At 72.0% G+C, this 15,241-nt stretch carries 13 protein-coding genes; 5 read left to right on the forward strand and 8 right to left on the reverse strand.

Going from position 1 to position 15,241, the window contains the following annotated elements; all coding sequences use genetic code 11:
- Positions 1 to 192: 192 nt before the first annotated feature.
- Together AB0E07_RS07150 and AB0E07_RS07155 are read left to right on the forward strand one after the other, a co-directional pair.
- The gene (locus AB0E07_RS07150) at positions 193 to 1,074 is read left to right on the forward strand and encodes an NUDIX hydrolase (RefSeq protein ID WP_362247316.1); all 882 of its coding nucleotides are present in this window, start codon (positions 193 to 195) and stop codon (positions 1,072 to 1,074) included.
- Positions 1,071 to 1,901: an MBL fold metallo-hydrolase gene (locus AB0E07_RS07155; protein ID WP_362247317.1), complete on the forward strand. Its 831-nt coding sequence runs from the start codon at positions 1,071 to 1,073 to the stop codon at positions 1,899 to 1,901. The genes AB0E07_RS07150 and AB0E07_RS07155 overlap by 4 nt, the downstream gene beginning before the upstream one ends.
- 49 nt (positions 1,902 to 1,950) lie before the next feature.
- Here the strand turns inward: AB0E07_RS07155 and AB0E07_RS07160 are convergent, their stop codons facing one another.
- Both AB0E07_RS07160 and AB0E07_RS07165 read right to left on the reverse strand, forming a co-directional pair.
- Entirely contained in the window at positions 1,951 to 2,766 is an 816-nt protein-coding gene (locus tag AB0E07_RS07160) for a nucleotidyltransferase domain-containing protein (RefSeq protein ID WP_362247318.1), read from the reverse strand.
- Positions 2,767 to 2,891: 125 nt separating this feature from the next.
- The gene (locus AB0E07_RS07165) at positions 2,892 to 3,566 is read right to left on the reverse strand and encodes a Crp/Fnr family transcriptional regulator (RefSeq protein WP_069764566.1); all 675 of its coding nucleotides are present in this window, start codon (positions 3,564 to 3,566) and stop codon (positions 2,892 to 2,894) included.
- Positions 3,567 to 3,968: 402 nt separating this feature from the next.
- Here AB0E07_RS07165 and nth point away from each other — a divergent pair, with 402 nt between their 5' ends.
- The 3 genes from nth (at position 3,969) to AB0E07_RS07180 (ending at position 6,969) form a co-directional block, all read left to right on the forward strand.
- Positions 3,969 to 4,889, forward strand: coding sequence for an endonuclease III (gene nth / locus AB0E07_RS07170; protein WP_362247394.1), 921 nt, complete (start codon positions 3,969 to 3,971; stop codon positions 4,887 to 4,889).
- Between the two features lie 118 nt (positions 4,890 to 5,007).
- Complete coding sequence (locus tag AB0E07_RS07175) at positions 5,008 to 5,703, forward strand: CoA pyrophosphatase (protein WP_362247319.1); 696 nt, start codon at positions 5,008 to 5,010, stop codon at positions 5,701 to 5,703.
- Positions 5,704 to 5,769: 66 nt separating this feature from the next.
- Positions 5,770 to 6,969: a MarP family serine protease gene (locus AB0E07_RS07180; protein WP_362247320.1), complete on the forward strand. Its 1,200-nt coding sequence runs from the start codon at positions 5,770 to 5,772 to the stop codon at positions 6,967 to 6,969.
- A 27-nt stretch (positions 6,970 to 6,996) separates the two neighbouring features.
- On the opposite strand, the gene AB0E07_RS07185 is transcribed toward AB0E07_RS07180, so the two are convergent.
- From AB0E07_RS07185 to AB0E07_RS07210, 6 genes are all read right to left on the reverse strand, one after another.
- Positions 6,997 to 7,179: a hypothetical protein gene (locus AB0E07_RS07185; RefSeq protein ID WP_362247321.1), complete on the reverse strand. Its 183-nt coding sequence runs from the start codon at positions 7,177 to 7,179 to the stop codon at positions 6,997 to 6,999.
- A gap of 127 nt (positions 7,180 to 7,306) precedes the next feature.
- Positions 7,307 to 8,248, reverse strand: a complete 942-nt coding sequence (locus AB0E07_RS07190; RefSeq protein ID WP_362247322.1) for an alpha/beta hydrolase — start codon at positions 8,246 to 8,248, stop codon at positions 7,307 to 7,309.
- Positions 8,245 to 8,736 carry a phage holin family protein gene (locus AB0E07_RS07195; RefSeq protein ID WP_362247323.1) on the reverse strand — a complete coding sequence of 164 codons (492 nt, stop codon included), beginning with the start codon at positions 8,734 to 8,736 and terminating at the stop codon, positions 8,245 to 8,247. The genes AB0E07_RS07190 and AB0E07_RS07195 overlap by 4 nt, the downstream gene beginning before the upstream one ends.
- 59 nt (positions 8,737 to 8,795) lie before the next feature.
- Positions 8,796 to 10,217: a Na+/H+ antiporter NhaA gene (gene nhaA, locus AB0E07_RS07200; protein ID WP_362247324.1), complete on the reverse strand. Its 1,422-nt coding sequence runs from the start codon at positions 10,215 to 10,217 to the stop codon at positions 8,796 to 8,798.
- A gap of 208 nt (positions 10,218 to 10,425) precedes the next feature.
- Complete coding sequence (gene acs, locus AB0E07_RS07205) at positions 10,426 to 12,381, reverse strand: acetate--CoA ligase (RefSeq protein WP_362247325.1); 1,956 nt, start codon at positions 12,379 to 12,381, stop codon at positions 10,426 to 10,428.
- Positions 12,382 to 12,677: 296 nt separating this feature from the next.
- On the reverse strand, positions 12,678 to 15,086 hold the full coding sequence (locus tag AB0E07_RS07210; RefSeq protein ID WP_362247326.1) for a SulP family inorganic anion transporter: 2,409 nt from the start codon (positions 15,084 to 15,086) through the stop codon (positions 12,678 to 12,680).
- Positions 15,087 to 15,241 lie beyond the last annotated feature (155 nt).

Raw genomic sequence — 15,241 nt, forward strand, 5'->3', positions numbered from 1 at the left:
GCGCCCTGCCGCGCCCGGCGAGTGGACCCACCCGTTCCGAGTGGACCCGCCCGGTCTGAGTGGACCCGCCCGGTCCCAGCGCGTACCCCGTGGCACCCCGGGGCTTCCCGCCCACCGGCCACCCGCCCCACCGGCCACCCGCCCCACCCGGCACCCCTCGAACATCCGCGCGCCCCGAGATAGCCTCCGCACATGGCGAACGGTCAGTGGTATCCCGCGGAGTGGCCCGACCGCATCCGCGCCCTCACGGAAGGCACCCTCACCCCGGTGCCGCCGAAGCGGGCGGCGACGGTGATGCTGCTGCGGGACACCGACTCCGGCCGCCCCGCCGTCCACATGCTGCGCAGGCGCGCCTCCATGGCCTTCGCGGGCGGCGCGTACGCGTACCCCGGCGGTGGCGTGGACCCCCGTGACGACGACCGGCACGTCCGCTGGGCGGGCCCCACGCGCGCGTGGTGGGCCGGGCGGCTCGGCGTCGACGAGGCGGGCGCCCAGGCGATCGTCTGCGCGGCCGTACGGGAGACGTACGAGGAGGCGGGCGTCCTGCTCGCCGGCCCCACCCCCGAGTCCGTCGTCGGCGACACCACCGGCGCCGACTGGGAGGCCGACCGGGCCGCCCTGGTCGCCCGCGACCTCTCCTTCGCCGAGTTCCTGGACCGCCGGGGCCTGGTCCTCCGTTCCGACCTGCTCGGCGCCTGGACACGCTGGATCACCCCCGAGTTCGAGTCCCGCCGCTACGACACGTGGTTCTTCGTCGCCGCCCTCCCCGAGGGCCAGCGCACCCGGAACGCCTCCACGGAGGCCGACCGCACGGTGTGGATCGAGCCCCGGGAGGCGGCCGAGTCCTACGACCGGGGCGAGCTGCTGATGATGCCGCCCACCATCGCGACGCTGCGGCAGCTGATCCCGCACGCCACGGCCGCCGAGGCCCTCGCCGCCGCCCCCGCGCGGGACATGACCCCCGTGCTCGCGCGGGCCCACCTGGAGGACGGCGAGATCGTGCTGTCCTGGCCGGGCCACGACGAGTTCACCAGGCACATCCCGACCGCACCGACCGGTGGAGCTCCCGCATGACGAATGCCGGCACCCTTCCCGGCCAGCCCAGGGGCGGGGTCCTCTCGGGCCCCGCGACCGAGCGCGCCGTCAACGTCCTCGCGCCCAACGCCTCCGCGATGACCCTGGACGGCACGAACACCTGGATCCTGTCCGAGCCCGGCTCCGAACTGGCGGTCGTGGTCGACCCCGGCCCGCTCGACGAGGGGCATCTGCGGCAGGTCGTCGACACCGCCGAGCGGGCGGGCAAGCGGATCGCGCTCACCCTGCTCACGCACGGCCACCCCGACCACGCGGAGGGCGCCGCCCGCTTCGCCGAACTGACCCGTACCGCGGTACGGGCCCTGGACCCGGCGCTCCGCCTCGGCGACGAGGGGCTCGGGGCCGGGGACGTGGTCCGGGTGGGCGGTCTGGAGCTGGTGGTCGTCCCGACGCCCGGACACACCGCGGACTCCCTGTGCTTCCATCTCCCGGCCGATCAGGCGGTGCTGACCGGTGACACCGTCCTGGGCCGCGGTACGACGGTCGTGGCGCACCCAGACGGCCGTCTCGGCGACTACCTGGACTCGCTGCGGCGGCTGCGCTCGCTGACGGTCGACGACGGCGTCCGCACGGTGCTCCCCGGGCACGGACCGGTCCTCGACGACGCCCAGGGAGCCGTCGAGTTCTACCTCGCCCACCGCGCCCACCGGCTCGCCCAGGTCGAGACGGCGGTCGAGAACGGCTACCGCGCGCCCGCCGAGGTCGTCGCCCATGTGTACGCGGACGTGGACCGCTCCCTGTGGCCCGCGGCCGAACTGTCGGTCCGCGCCCAGCTGGAGTACCTCGGCGAGCACGGGCTGATCTAGGGCAGCCCTGGGTACCGGGGCAGCCCCAGGTCCCCGCCCACGGCGTAGGTCAGGGCCGAGGCGCCTTCACGCCGTGCACGCGCGCGTACTCCTCGGCGAGCCACGGACCCAGGTCCTCGGTGTACGACCGCAGCACGGCCGCGTCACCGTCCGGTTCGTGCCCGAGGACCGCCGCGGCCCGCAACTGCTCCGCCCGCTCCGGGTAGTACGCCGCGAACGCCTCCGCCATCTCCCCGAGGTCGCTCGTCCAGCCGTTCCAGCGGGGCATGACCAGGGTGAAGCCGGTACGGACCAGATGGCGGGACATGAAGCGCACGAGGGGCCTGCGGGCCTCCGGAGAGTCGGCCGCCGCGGTCCGTTCGCGCCAGCGGGGCAGCAGCAGGGCCAGGTCGCCGTTGGTCTCGCGGGCGAGCAGGGAGTCGGGGTGGTAGCGCGGCAGTTCCTCGGCGAGGTCCTCGCCGAGCAGCGGAGTGCACAGACAGGCGAGGAACCAGCCCAGGTCGTGACGTTCCAGCTCGCTCAGGACGCGCGCCCTGCCGTACAGCAGCGTGCCCACCCCGTCGATCTGCCGGAACTCCTTGTCGAGGCCCTCGCCCAGCAGCCGCGCGTCCTCCCGGTCCCCGTCGGCCGGCTCGGCGCGCAGCACGACGAGCAGGTCGAGGTCGCTGCGCCCCACGCGCGCGGTGCCGCGCGGAATCGACCCGTAGAGGTACGCGCTGTGCATGCGGCCCCCGAACACGTCGAGCAGCCGGTCGCGCGCGGCGGCCACGACGGGGCGGAAGTCGTGGGGCACCTTGCCGAGCGAGCCCTCGCGCTCGATGTACCCCTGGGCGTCGAGGCCCCGCTGGCGAAGAGTTCCGGCCATGACCTCACTCTGCCCGGCGCGGCCACCCGGGGCAGGTCATTTACCGCCGTCGGCGGGCCGGGGTGCGCCCGAACGTGCCAAGGGGCCCCGCCGAACGGCGGGGCCCCTTGGCGTGGCTGCACGGGTCAGCGCGAGCGCTTCGCCAGACGTTCGACGTCCAGCAGGATCACCGCGCGGGCCTCCAGGCGGAGCCAGCCGCGCTGGGCGAAGTCGGCGAGGGCCTTGTTGACCGTCTCGCGGGACGCGCCGACCAGCTGGGCCAGCTCCTCCTGCGTGAGGTCGTGCACCACGTGGATGCCCTCCTCCGACTGCACGCCGAAGCGGCGGGAGAGGTCCAGCAGGGCGCGGGCCACGCGGCCGGGGACGTCCGAGAAGACCAGGTCGGACATGGCGTCGTTGGTGCGGCGCAGCCGGCGGGCGACGGCGCGCAGCAGTGCGGTGGCCACCTCGGGGCGGGCGTTCAGCCAGGGCTGGAGGTCCGGGTGGCCGAGACCCAGCAGCTTGACCTCGGTCAGCGCGGTCGCGGTCGCGGTGCGCGGGCCCGGGTCGAACAGCGACAGCTCACCGATCAGCTCACCCGGACCCACCACGGCCAGCATGTTCTCGCGGCCGTCGGGGGACGTGCGGTGGAGCTTGACCTTGCCCTCGGTGACCACGTAGAGCCGGTCACCGGGATCGCCCTCGTGGAAGAGGGAGTCGCCGCGCGCGAGGGTCACCTCACTCATGGAGGCGCGGAGCTCCGCGGACTGCTCGTCATCGAGCGCCGCGAAGAGCGGGTTGCGCCGCAGAACGTCGTCCACGAGTTCTCTCCTTGTCGACCTGCTCAGGGGATCTTGCTCCCCCTTGGTACCAGGGGACCGTGTTCCCCATCTTGCCGGACGGTCCAAACAGTGTGATCTGTCACAAGGATGCCGCACACATGTCCCGGGGTAAGCGGCAGGGGTCCAATTGGGGGCTGATCTTCAGGGCCCGGGGCGGATGTCAGTGCCGGGCTCTAGGCTGGCCGGGTGTCCAAATCGCCGGTGAGAGCACAGGCCAAGGGGGCTGGGCGGGTGGTTGTACGTCGTGATTCCGCTGTGGGCGAACGGAACCCCGGTGGCGGAGTGAACCCGGCAAAAGCGGCAAAGGGCGACGGGGTCCAGAAGGCGCCCCAGGTGAGGAAATCCGTGCAGGAGAAGAAGGCGGTATCCGCCAAAAAGGCCATGCCCGCGAAGAAGGCCGTATCCACGAAGAAGGCCGTTGCCGCGGAAATGGCCGCGTCGGCGAAGAAGTCCGCGCCCGCCGCGAAGTCCGCGCCCGCCAAGAAGCCCCCCGCGAAGTCCGCGCCCGCCAAGAAGCCCGCCCCGAAGGCGGAGACCCGCACCGCCCTGGTCCGCCGAGCCCGCCGCATCAACCGCGAACTCGCCGAGGTCTACCCCTACGCCCACCCCGAGCTGGACTTCGAGAACTCCTTCCAGCTCCTGGTCGCCACGGTCCTGTCCGCCCAGACCACCGACCTGCGCGTCAACCAGACGACCCCCGCGCTCTTCGCCAAGTACCCGACCCCCGAGGACCTGGCCGCGGCCAACCCCGAGGAGGTCGAGGAGATTCTTCGGCCGTGCGGGTTCTTCCGGGCGAAGACCAGGTCGGTCATAGGGCTGTCCAAGGCCCTGTCGGAGGAGTTCGGCGGCGAGGTCCCGGGCCGTCTGGAGGACCTCGTCAAGCTGCCCGGCGTCGGCCGCAAGACCGCCTTCGTCGTCCTCGGCAACGCCTTCGGGCGGCCCGGGATCACCGTGGACACGCACTTCCAGCGGCTGGTGCGGCGCTGGCGGTGGACCGAGCAGACCGACCCCGACAAGATCGAGGCCGAGATCGGCGGGCTGTTCCCCAAGAGCGACTGGACCGACCTCTCGCACCACGTGATCTGGCACGGCCGCCGGATCTGCCACGCCCGCAAACCGGCCTGCGGCGCCTGCCCCATCGCCCCGCTCTGCCCCGCGTACGGCGAGGGCGAGACGGACCCGGAGAAGGCGAAGAAGCTGCTCAAGTACGAGAAGGGCGGCTTCCCCGGCCAGCGTCTGAACCCCCCGCGGGCGTACCTGGACGCGGGCGGCCGACCGGCCCCGCCGCTGGGCGCCGGATGAGGGGCCGAACGAGGGGCCGGATGAGGGGCCGTAGGCGCATCGGCGCCGCCCCCGCGCCGGTCCAGGAACGATCTCGGTGCGCCCCGGCGTTGGACACGGCAGGACGACGGGGGTGGCGATGACACGCGCGAGCGATACGCAGGGCGGACCGGTGGTGCTCAGCAAGGAAGGGCTGCCCGCCTGGCTGGGCCCGGTGGTGCGGGCCGTCGAGACGGTCGAGCCGCTCCAGCTGAGCCGTTTCCTGCCCCCCAAGGACGGCGCGGGACGGCAGTCCGCGGTGCTCGTCCTCTTCGGCGAGGGGGAGCGCGGCCCCGAGCTGCTGCTGATGGAGCGGGCCGGCTCCCTGCGCTCGCACGCGGGCCAGCCCGCCTTCCCCGGCGGGGCTCTCGACCCCGAGGACGGCGACCCGCAGGCCGACGGACCGCTGCGCGCGGCGCTCCGGGAGGCCGAGGAGGAGACCGGACTCGACCCGGCGGGGGTGCAGCTGTTCGGCGTGCTGCCCCGGCTGTACATCCCGGTGAGCCACTTCGTGGTCACGCCGGTGCTCGGCTGGTGGCGCGAGCCGACCCCGGTCGGTGTCGTCGACCCGAACGAGACGGCCCGGGTCTTCACCGTCCCCGTGGCGGATCTCACGGACCCCGCCAACCGCGCGACCACCGTCCACCCGAGCGGCCACCGAGGTCCGGCATTCCTGGTCGAATCGGCCCTGGTCTGGGGTTTCACCGCGGGGATCATCGACCGATTGCTGCACTTCGCGGGCTGGGAGCTGCCCTGGGACCGGGAGAACCAGGTCCCGCTGGACTGGCGGTCATGACAGGCTGGTCGCCGTGTGTTGTGCAATCCGGGGGAGCCGTGAAGTGACGAGGCGAGGCTTGAAGCGGTGAACGTGCTGGACATCCTGCTGCTCGTCGCCGCGGTGTGGTTCGCGATCGTCGGCTACCGCCAGGGCTTCGTCGTCGGCATCCTGTCGGTGATCGGCTTTCTCGGTGGCGGTCTCGTCGCCGTCTATCTGCTCCCGGTGATCTGGGACGCCCTGACCGACAACTCCGAGGTAAGCACGACCGCGGCGGTGGTCGCCGTGGTCGTCGTGATCGTCTGCGCCTCGGTGGGCCAGGCGCTCACCACCCACCTCGGCAACAAGCTCCGCCGCTACATCACCTGGTCCCCGGCCCGCGCCTTGGACGCCACGGGCGGCGCCCTGGTCAATGTCGTCGCCATGCTCCTGGTCGCCTGGCTGATCGGCTCGGCCCTGGCCGGAACCACCCTGCCGACGCTCGGCAAGGAGGTCCGCAACTCCAAGGTGCTGCTGGGCGTCTCCCGTGCCCTGCCCGAGCAGGCCGACACCTGGTTCGCGGACTTCTCCTCGGTCCTCGCGCAGAACGGCTTCCCGCAGGTCTTCAGCCCGTTCTCCAACGAGCCCATCACCGAGGTCAGTCCGCCCGACCCGGCCCTCGCCAACAGCGCCGTCGCCACCCGGGCCAAGCGTTCCATCGTCAAGGTCGTGGGCACGGCGGAGAGTTGCGGCAAGGTCCTGGAGGGCACCGGCTTCGTCTTCGCCGACCGCCGCGTGATGACCAACGCGCACGTGGTGGGCGGCGTCGACGAACCCACCGTCCAGATCGGCGGAGAGGGCCGCAAGTACGACGCGCGCGTCGTCCTGTACGACTGGAAGCGCGACATCGCCGTGCTCGACGTACCGGATCTGGACGCGCCCGCGCTGCGGTTCACCTCCACCGACGCCCGCGGCGGTGACGACGCGATCGTCGCAGGCTTCCCGGAGAACGGCGCGTACGACGTCCGCGCGGCCCGGGTCCGCGGCCGCATCCCGGCCAACGGTCCGGACATCTACCACCGCGGCACCGTGCACCGCGATGTGTACTCGCTGTACGCCACCGTCCGCCAGGGCAACTCCGGCGGACCGCTGCTCACGCCCGAGGGCAAGGTGTACGGCGTGGTCTTCGCGAAGTCGCTCGACGACGCCGACACCGGGTACGCGCTGACGGCGGACGAGATCCAGGAGGACATCGCCGCCGGACGTACCGCCGACCAGCAGGTGGACAGCGACAGCTGCGCTCTCTGAGCCCCGGGGGAATCGGCCCCCGGGGGATCAGCCCCGGGGGTGGCGCAGCTTTACCGAGACCCAGCGGGCCCGGCGGCGAAGGATGTGTGGAATACCCACGCGAAGATCGGCATCCGCCATCTCCGGGGCGCTGCCGCCCTCGTGGGAGCTCAGGGCGCTGCCCGAGCGGCGGTTGCGTGCTACGTCACTGTAGTCGTGCGTCCAGCCCATACCCCGACGTCTGCCCCCGCCCCAAGGTCGATAACCACCCCCAGGGCCCCCAATTGGCCTATGCGCCGGGCAATTGGCTGTTCGTAGTACAGGTGTTCAGACTCGGCTACCGGACGCGCCCGAACCGTCACCGATCGGGCTCGGGATCCTTCAGCCAATTGACCAGTTCTGTGGAGAAAGCGACCGGATCCTCCTCGTGCGGGAAGTGTCCGAGACCGTCGAACAGCCGCCAGCGGTACGGCGCTTCGACGTACTCACCGGAACCGGCCGCGCTGCGGGTGCGCATCACCGGGTCGAGCGAGCCGTGCAGATGCAGCGTCGGCACCCGGACCGGGCGCTTCATCCGGCGGTTGAACTGGATGCCGTCGGGACGGGCCAGCGAGCGCACCATCCAGCGGTACGGCTCGATCGCGCAGTGCGCCGTGGAGGGGATGCACATCGCCCGGCGGTACGTGTCCACCGTCTCGTCCTCCGGCAGCCGGGGCCCGGACCAGTCCCGCATCAGCCGGCCCACCAGCGCCCCGTCGTCCGCCGTCAGCCGGCGCTCCGGGACCCAGGGCCGCTGAAACCCCCACACATAGGAGCCGGCGGAGGTCTGGCGGACGTCGGAGAGCATCGCCGAACGCCAGCGCCGCGGATGCGGCATGGACGCGACCGCGAGCCGGCGCACCAGCTTCGGGCGCATCACTGCGGCCGTCCACGCCAGATAGCCGCCGAGGTCGTGGCCGACCAGGGCGGCGTCCGGCTCACCGAGGGAGCGGATCACACCGGTGATGTCGAGCGCGAGGTTGGCGGGGTCGTAGCCGCGCGGCGTGCGGTCGCTGCCGCCGACGCCGCGCAGGTCCATGGCGACCGCCCGGAACCCGGCCTCGGCGAGCGCGGGGAGCTGGTGCCGCCAGGTCCACCAGAACTGCGGGAAGCCGTGCAGGAGCAGGACCAGGGGCCCGTCACCCATCTCGGCGATGTGGAAGCGCGCACCATTGGCCGCCACGTCCCTGTGGGTCCAGGGACCGTCGATGCGTACGACCGAGGCGGGTTGCGCCGAAAGGGTGGGGGCCGGGTCCGTCATGACGTCGAGCGTGCCACAGCTTCGAGGGCCGCGGGCGACCCGTTCTCCAGGGCGGGCACCGGGCGGGGGTGCGGCTTGGCGTTCTGCAGGACGCCGGCCGTCTCCTTCACCGAGGCGGCGACCTTCTGCGGGCCCTTGCCCTTCTTGGCCTTCTTCGCGAAGACCACGCCGACGAGGGCGAGGACGAGCGCGATGAGCACGTTGGCCGCGAAGGAGAGCAGGAAGCACAGGGCGAGGTTCCAGTCGCTCCACGTGTGGATGCCGTAGGCCAGGGCGAAGTTGAGCATCGGCAGGGAGAACACCAGCACCCCGATGGCCACCAGGAACGCGCCGCCACTGGTCGCCCCGCGCTTGACGTCCTGCTTCAGCTGCGCCTTGGCGAGGGCGATCTCGTCGTGCACCAGGGCCGACATCTCGGTCGTCGCCGAGGCGAACAGCTGGCCGATGCTGCGTTCGGCGCCGACCGGGCTGCCGTCGGGTGCGCTCATCGCGTTCTCCCTCTTCTGACCATGTGGGAAGGTCTCGTCTTTTGTACCGTCCCGTCAGATCATGCCCGACGGTCGTTCTCCTCGCCTGCCCCGCCCGTCACTTCGGCAAGCCGCGCCCGCTGCTCCTCGGCGATCCGCCGGTGCTCGGCGGCCTTGGCCTCGTGGATGGCGGCCATCCTCAGGTGGTACTCCGGGTCGTCCTCCTCGTAGATGTCCGGGATGCCGTCGAGGTCGTCGTCGCGCTCCTCGGCCTCGATCATCCGGCGGTAGCGGGTGTTGCGTACCTTCAGCAGCACGGTCGCCAGCACCGCCGCGATCAGGGAGCCCATCAGCACGGCGGCCTTGATCTCGTCCGTCAGGGCCGCGTCGCCCTCGAAGGCCAGCTCGCCGATGAGCAGCGACACCGTGAAGCCGATACCGGCCAGGGTGGACACGGCGAACACGTCCGGCCAGGCGAGGTCGTCGCTGAGGGAGGCCCGGGTGAAGCGGGCGGTGAGCCAGGTGCCGCCGAAGATGCCGAGCGTCTTGCCGACCACCAGGCCGAGGACCACACCCAGCGTCTCCGGCCGGGTGAACACCTCGCCGAGCGCGCCGCCCGAGATGCTGACCCCGGCGCTGAACAGCGCGAACAGCGGCACGGCCAGGCCCGCCGAGATCGGCCGGACCAGGTGCTCGATGTGCTCGCCGGGGGAGTGCTGCTCGCCCTCGCGCCGCGAGCAGCGCAGCATCAGGCCCATGGCGACACCGGCGATGGTGGCGTGGACGCCGCTGTTGTACATCAGCGCCCAGATCACCAGCGCGAGCGGGACGTAGATGTACCAGCCGCGTACGCCCTTGCGCAGCAGCAGCCAGAAGACGGCGAGGCCGAGGAAGGCGCCGCCGAGCGCGGCGAAGTCGATGCTGTCGGTGAAGAAGACCGCGATGATCAGGATCGCGAAGAGGTCGTCGACGACGGCGAGGGTCAGCAGGAAGGCCCGCAGCGCGCTCGGCAGGGAGGTGCCGATGACGGCGAGCACGGCGAGCGCGAAGGCGATGTCGGTGGCGGTGGGCACCGCCCAGCCGTCCGTGGAGCCCCCGCCCAGGACGTTGGTGAGGGTGTAGACGAGCGCCGGTACGGCCATGCCGCACAGGGCGGCCACCACCGGCAGCGCGGCGGCCTTGGGGTCGCGAAGGTCTCCGGCGACCAGCTCGCGCTTGAGTTCGATGCCGGCCACGAAGAAGAAGATGGCGAGCAGTCCGTCGGCCGCCCAGTGCTCGATCGACAGGTCGAGGCCGAGGGACTCGGGCCCGATGTGGAAGTGGCTGACGGTCTCGTAGCTGTCGCTCAGTGCGCCTACGTTGGCCCAGATCAGGGAGGCGACGGCGGCGACGAGGAGCAGGACGCCACCGACGGTCTCGGTGCGCAGCGCGTCGGCCACGAAGGTCCGCTCGGGCAGGGAAAGCCGGCCGAGGACCTTGCGGGGAGTACGGGGCGCGGACACGGGAACCTCCGGTGGTTGGGCAGCACAAACTCTTGCCGACCAGACTTCCCGGCGCACCTCTAGTACTTGTTGTGTTGTTTAGTCTACCTAAAGGGAGCTCGGAGGGAACACCGGGTCCCCACCGCGGACACGGGCGACGCCCGGCGGGATGCGCCGGGCGTCGGTGGTGCGTCCTTACGGGTGCTCAGTGGTGCGTCCCTACGGGTGCTCAGTCCTCGCTCGACGAGGTCGGGAGCTTGGCCTGGATGAGGTCCATCACCGTGGAGTCGGTCAGCGTGGTCACGTCGCCGAGCTGCCGGTTCTCCGCCACGTCGCGCAGCAGGCGCCGCATGATCTTCCCGGAGCGGGTCTTGGGCAGTTCCGCCACCGGCAGGATCCGCTTGGGCTTGGCGATGGGCCCGAGCGTCGCGCCCACGTGGTTGCGCAGGTCGCCCACCAGGTTCTCGGTCTCCGCCGCCGTGCCCCGCAGGATCACGAAGGCGACGATCGCCTGCCCGGTGGTGTCGTCGGCCGCGCCGACCACGGCCGCCTCCGCCACCGAGGGGTGCGAGACGAGCGCCGACTCGACCTCGGTGGTGGAGATGTTGTGCCCGGACACCAGCATCACGTCGTCCACCCGGCCCAGCAGCCAGATGTCGCCGTCGTCGTCCTTCTTCGCGCCGTCACCGGCGAAGTACTTGCCCTCGAAGCGCGACCAGTACGTGTCGATGAACCGCTGGTCGTCGCCCCAGATGGTGCGCAGCATCGACGGCCACGGCTCGGTCAGCACCAGGTAGCCGCCACCGCCGTCGGGCACCTCGCGGGCCTCGTCGTCGACGACCGTGGCGGAGATACCGGGCAGCGGGGTCTGGGCCGAGCCGGGCTTGGTCTCGGTGACACCGGGCAGCGGCGAGATCATCATCGCGCCGGTCTCGGTCTGCCACCAGGTGTCCACGATCGGGGTCCGGTCGCCGCCGATGTGCTTGCGGTACCAGATCCACGCCTCGGGGTTGATCGGCTCACCGACCGAGCCGAGCACCCGCAGGCTGGAGAGGTCGAACTTCGCGGGGATGTCGTCGCCCCACTTCATGAACGTGCGGATCGCCGTCGGCGCCGTGTACAGGATCGTCACCCCGTACTTCTGCACGATCTCCCAGAACCGCCCCTGGTGCGGGGTGTCGGGGGTGCCCTCGTACATCACCTGGGTGGCGCCGTTGGCGAGCGGGCCGTAGACGATGTACGAGTGCCCGGTGACCCAGCCGACGTCGGCGGTGCACCAGTAGACGTCGGTCTCCGGCTTCAGGTCGAAGACCGCGTGGTGGGTGTACGCCGCCTGGGTGAGGTAGCCGCCGGAGGTGTGCAGGATGCCCTTCGGCTTACCGGTGGTGCCCGAGGTGTAGAGGATGAACAGGGGGTGCTCGGCCTCGAAGGCCTCCGGGGTGTGCTCGGCGCTCTGCCGCTCGGTGATCTCGTGCCACCACACGTCGCGGTCGGCGTCCCAGGCGACCTCCTGGCCGGTGCGCCGGACCACCAGCACGTGCTCGACGTTGTCGACCTTGGCGACCGCCTCGTCCACGGCCGGCTTCAGCGCGGACGGCTTGCCCCGCCGGTAGCCGCCGTCGGAGGTGATCACGACCTTGGCGTCGGCGTCCTGGATGCGGGTGGCGAGCGCGTCGGCGGAGAAGCCGCCGAAGACCACCGAGTGCGCGGCACCGATCCGGGCGCAGGCGAGCATCGCCACGGCCGTCTCGGGGATCATCGGCATGTAGACGGCGACCCGGTCGCCCTTGCGCACACCGAGCTCCAGCAGCGCGTTGGCGGCCCGGGAGACCTCGTCCTTCAGCTCGGCGTAGGTGATCGCGCGGCTGTCGCCGGGCTCGCCCTCGAAGTGGATGGCGACGCGGTCCCCGTGCCCGGCCTCCACATGCCGGTCCACGCAGTTGTACGCGACGTTGAGCGCGCCGTCCTTGAACCACTTGGCGAACGGCGGGTTCGACCAGTCCAGCGTCTCCGTCGGCTCCTTGGCCCAGCTCAGGCGGCGGGCCTGCTCGGCCCAGAAGCCGAGCCGGTCAGCCTTGGCCTGTTCGTACGCCTCCGCCGTGACGTTGGCGTTCGCGGCCAGGTCAGCGGGCGGCGCGAAGCGTCGCTCCTCCTTCAAGAGGTTGGCCAGGCTTTCGTTGCTCACGACATCTCCCTTTCCCAGGGTGTCCGTTGTGTCCCAGGCCACAGCTCATCAGACCCGGGGGCCCGATGACAAGGGCCGACGGGAAATTGGTTTAGACCTGTGGGCGGCCCTGTTGGCGACCGTTCTCCGGCAGTCGGCGTCATCCGTACCCACGGACGCTGACCAGGCGGAGTTCAGGGTCGGTGACGCCTTTCACAACCGCGGACCGGGGCGGGCCGTGGCACGGACGGGCGGGCCGTGACACGGACGGGCGGCCCGTGATCGACCCGGACCGCCCGTCACCGCCGTCGCCGGCCTCAGACCGCCAGGTCCGCCGCCCGTACGTGATCGAACACCTGGCCTTGCTCCGCCCCGGTGAGCAGATACGCCTGCGCCTCGCCCACGTGGAAGTACATGCCGTGCAGCTCCAGCTCGCCCGACCCGAGCGCGCGGACCACGGACTCGTGGGTCCGCAGATGCTCCAGTTGCTGGACGACGTTGGTCAGGCAGAGCTGCTCGACCGCGTCCGCCGGTGCCCGCCCGGCCAGCCCCGGCCAGGCCCCGCTGTCCCCGGCCATGCGCTCCAGGCTGGGCAGCCCGTGCCGCAGCCACCGCTTGAGCGGGGTCGGCGCGCCGCTCGGATCGGAGGTGAGCAGGGCCTGCATGGCCCCGCACCCCGAGTGCCCGCACACGGTGATCGAGCGCACCTTCAGCACGTCCACCGCGTACTCGATCGCGGCCGCCACCGAGTCGTCCCCGCTCTCCGCGCCGGGCATCGGGACCAGGTTGCCCACATTGCGCACCACGAACAGGTCACCGGGACCGCTGGCGGTGATCATCGAGGTGACCAGGCGGGAGTCGGCGCAGGTGAGGAAGAGCTGGGAGGGCTGCTGCCCCTCCCGCGCCAGCCGGGCCAGCTCGCCCCGCACCAGGGGCGCGGTGTGGCGCTGGAACGCGCTGATGCCGCGGGCCAGTTCGTGTCCGCTCGGCAGGTGGGCGGATCCGGCCGGATCCGTCGCGGCGGTGCCGTCCGGCCGGTTCTCGGCCGCGGACGCGATCAGGGGTTGCTCGCACTGGTGGTTGCGCCAGGGCGTCCAGGGGCGGCAGCGGCAGCCGGTGGCCGCCGCGTCCCCGGTCCCGGGGTCGGCGTGTCCGGTGGCGAGCGCCTCGGGCCCGGCGATCCGCACGCCCGCCCGCCGGCCGGTCAGCTCGACCGAACCTCCGCGCGCGGTGTGCGAGTTCTGCCAGTCCTGGAGCGACTCGTACGCCGCGTGATCCATGAAGGAGCCGTCCAACTCGACCACGACGGGCGCGCCTTGGGGGACGAGGTGCAGGGCCCGGCTGAGCCGCGGCACCGCGAGGAACGTCAACTGGCCTCTCACATGGACGTGATGGACTCCTTCCTGCTCGTCGTGGGTGATCCGGGTGCGGGCGAGGCGGTGCAGGGAGACGCCGACCGCGACGGCGATCCCGAGGATCACCCCCTCCAGGACGCCGAAGAAGACGACGCCGGCGGTGGTGACGGCGTAGACCGCGACCTCCCGGTGGCGGGTGACCGTGCGGATGTGGTGGAGGGACACCATCTGGATGCCGACGGCCATCACCAGGGCGGCGAGCGAGGCGAGCGGGATCAGCTCCAGCAGGGGGACCAGGAGGAGCGCGGCCACTACGACGAGAACGCCGTGCAGCATCGTGGAGTTCCGGCTCACGGCACCCGCGTGCACATTCGCCGAGGTCCGTACCGCCACCCCCGCCACGGGCAGTCCGCCGAGGCCGCCGGAGACGATGTTGGCGGCGCCCTGCCCGAGCAGTTCGCGGTCCAGGTTGGAGCGGCCGACACGCACGGGCAGTCCGGGGCGGGTGGCGACCAGTTTGTCGGCCGCGACCGCGCCGAGGAGCGACTGCACGCTGCACACCAGGGTGGTGGTCAGCACGGCGGCCAGGATGCCGAGCACCGGCCCCTCGGGCAGCCCGGCCAGGGCGTGGCTGCTCCAGGAGGGCAGGTCGACCTTGGGCAGCCGCAGCCCGGCGAGGGCGGCGGCCGCGGTCGCGCCCGTGACGGCGACCAGGGCGGCCGGGATCTTGCGCAGCAGGTGCCCGGCGCGACCCGGGACGCGCGGCCAGACCAGCAGCAGGGCGAGGGTGAGGACGCTCACCGTGAGCGAGGCGGGGCGCACCTCGGCCAGTTGGGCGGGCAGGGCGCGCAGATTGTCGGGGACGGAACTCTGCGGGGTGCCGCCGAGGACGATGTGCAGCTGGGCCACGGCGATGGTGACGCCGATGCCGGCGAGCATGCCGTGCACGATGGCGGGGCTGACGGCCAGCGCGGTGCGCGCCACGCGCAGGCAGCCCAGGGCGATCTGGGCGACCCCGGCGAGCACGGTGATGGCGCAGGTCGTCCGCCATCCGTAGCGCTGGATGAGTTCGGCGGTGACGACGGTGAGACCGGCGGCCGGGCCGCTCACCTGGAGCGGGGAGCCGCCGAGCCGGCCGACCACGAGTCCCCCGACGGCGGCGGCCACGAGCCCGGCCTGAAGGGGGGCGCCCGTGGCGAGCGCGATGCCGAGGGACAGCGGCAGGGCGATCAGGAAGACCGCGATCGACGCCGACACATCGGCGCCGGCGATACGGAAGCGGCGGGGCCGCACGGGCGGCGGGCTGTGGGACTGGTGGCCCGTCTCGGTGGGGGTGGGGTCGGTGGGGCGGGTGGGGACGCAGGCTGACATGGGTTCCCGTCTCCTCCGGGGCAGCGCGGTCGCGGATCTGGTGGTCCCTCGTCGGGATGGCGAGGGGTCTGGTCGGCGGCCGTGGGTCACGGCGTGCAGCGGCGGGATGAATCAACGCTCGGTGATCGACTCTCGGTAAACGGATCGTAATTCAG

The sequence above is a fragment of the Streptomyces sp. NPDC048002 genome (genome assembly GCF_040653275.1).
Lineage (GTDB): Bacteria > Actinomycetota > Actinomycetes > Streptomycetales > Streptomycetaceae > Streptomyces.